This is a genomic window from Arthrobacter sp. 9V (genome assembly GCF_902506065.1).
Lineage (GTDB): Bacteria > Actinomycetota > Actinomycetes > Actinomycetales > Micrococcaceae > Arthrobacter.
The window spans coordinates 1-1,698 of the sequence record NZ_LR732946.1; the positions used below are offsets into that span (position 1 = coordinate 1).

Here is a 1,698-nt window from a genome sequence, read left to right on the forward strand (position 1 = left end):
ACGGTCGCGACCGCGGCCTCGCAGTGGCTGGTCGGCAGCCTGTCGAGCACCTCGTGGGAGAGCGTCTGGCCGCTGCTCCTGGTGGCCGTGGTCGCGGTGCCGATCGCACTCGCGACGAGTGCGGCACTCGGCATCGGGCAGCTCGGCGACGAGGTCGCGACCGGCGTCGGACTCGGCGTCCAGCGACACCGGCTGCTCGTCATCGCACTCGCGGTCGTGCTGACCGCCGCCGCCGTGGCCGCCGCGGGACCGGTGGGCTTCGTCGCGTTCGTCGTGCCGCAGGTCGGGCTCCGGCTCGCCGGCACGAACCGGCCGCCGCTGCTGCTCGCCGGTGCTCTGGGAGCCGTGCTCGTGCTCGCCGCCGACCTGCTGTCCCGTTCCGCGTTCCCGTGGCAGGTGCCGGTCGGCATCATCACCACCGTGATCGGGGCGCCGTACCTGATCTGGCTCCTCGTCCGTCACCGCAAGGAGATGTCCCGATGACAACAGCGCACGACCGCGACCACCAGCACGAGCACGAGCACGAGCACGACAGCGTGCTCGAAGCCCAGGGCCTGTCCGTCGGCTACGACCGCCAGCCGGTCCTGCGCGACCTGCACCTGCGCATCGAACGCAGCACCGTCACGACGTTCCTCGGCGCGAACGGCTGCGGCAAGTCGACCCTGCTCAAGGCGTTCGGCCGCGTGCTCAAGCCGCAGGCCGGCGAGGTCCTGCTCAACGGCGCCCCGATCCGCAAGGAGCCGAACCGCCAGGTCGCCCGCAAGCTCGCGATCCTGCCGCAGTCCCCCGTCGCCCCGGCCGGCACCAGCGTGCTCGACCTGGTGATGCGCGGCCGGAACCCGCACCAGTCGTGGGCGAAGCCATGGACCGCCGAGGACGCCGCCGTCGCCGAGGACGCGATCGCCGCCACCGGCCTGACCGAGGTCGCGCACCGTGACGTCACGAGCCTGTCCGGCGGACAGCGCCAGCGCGCCTGGATCGCCATGGTCGTCGCGCAGCAGGCCGAGACGCTCCTGCTCGACGAGCCGACGACCTACCTGGACCTCGCGCACCAGCTCGAGGTCCTGCGGCTCGTCCGACGGCTGAACCGCGAGCAGGGGTCGACGATCGTGATGGTGCTGCACGACCTGTCGCTGGCGGCGCGGTACTCGGACCGGCTCGTGGTGCTGCACGACGGCGGGGTCGTGGCCGACGGCACACCGCACGAGGTCCTCACCCCGGCACTGCTCGAGCACGCGTTCGGCCTGCACGCCCGGGTGTTCCCCGACCCCGTGACCGGTGCGCCGATGATCGTGCCCGAAGCGGACGAGCACGACCCGCTCCCGAGCGCCGGAACCGAGCACACCGTCACACGCACGAAAACCGAAGACGTGCTGGCGAGTGCCGGAAAGTTAGGTTAGCCTCTCCTAATGTGAAGACCTCCCGACGTGGCCACCTGCGCGCCGCCCTCCTGACCTCCGTGACCGTCTCGGCACTCCTCCTGACCGGCTGCTCGACCACCGGCAACTCGAACGACTCCGACTCCGACGGCGGCACCGCCGCGTCGAAGGCGTGGTCGTACCAGGACGCAACCGGCGCGACCGTCACGGTCGACCACACGCCGAAGCGCGTCGTCGTGCTGAACGACATCGCCCTGTCGTTCATCGAGTACGGCCTCAAGCCCGTCGGCACCCTCGGGCAGCTGACGATGGCGAAGGA

General features: G+C 71.4%; 3 protein-coding genes. All 3 read left to right on the plus strand.

All coding sequences use genetic code 11. The annotated features are described in order from the left end of the window. A partial coding sequence (locus BACI9J_RS22620; RefSeq protein ID WP_159736640.1) for an iron chelate uptake ABC transporter family permease subunit occupies positions 1 to 483 on the plus strand: 483 nt, incomplete at its 5' end. Continuing rightward, on the plus strand, positions 480 to 1,400 hold the full coding sequence (locus BACI9J_RS22625; protein WP_159736641.1) for an ABC transporter ATP-binding protein: 921 nt from the start codon (positions 480 to 482) through the stop codon (positions 1,398 to 1,400). The genes BACI9J_RS22620 and BACI9J_RS22625, both read left to right, overlap by 4 nt. 11 nt (positions 1,401 to 1,411) lie before the next feature. After that, positions 1,412 to 1,698: ABC transporter substrate-binding protein (locus BACI9J_RS22630; RefSeq protein WP_201296715.1), on the plus strand; the 287-nt coding region annotated here is incomplete at its 3' end.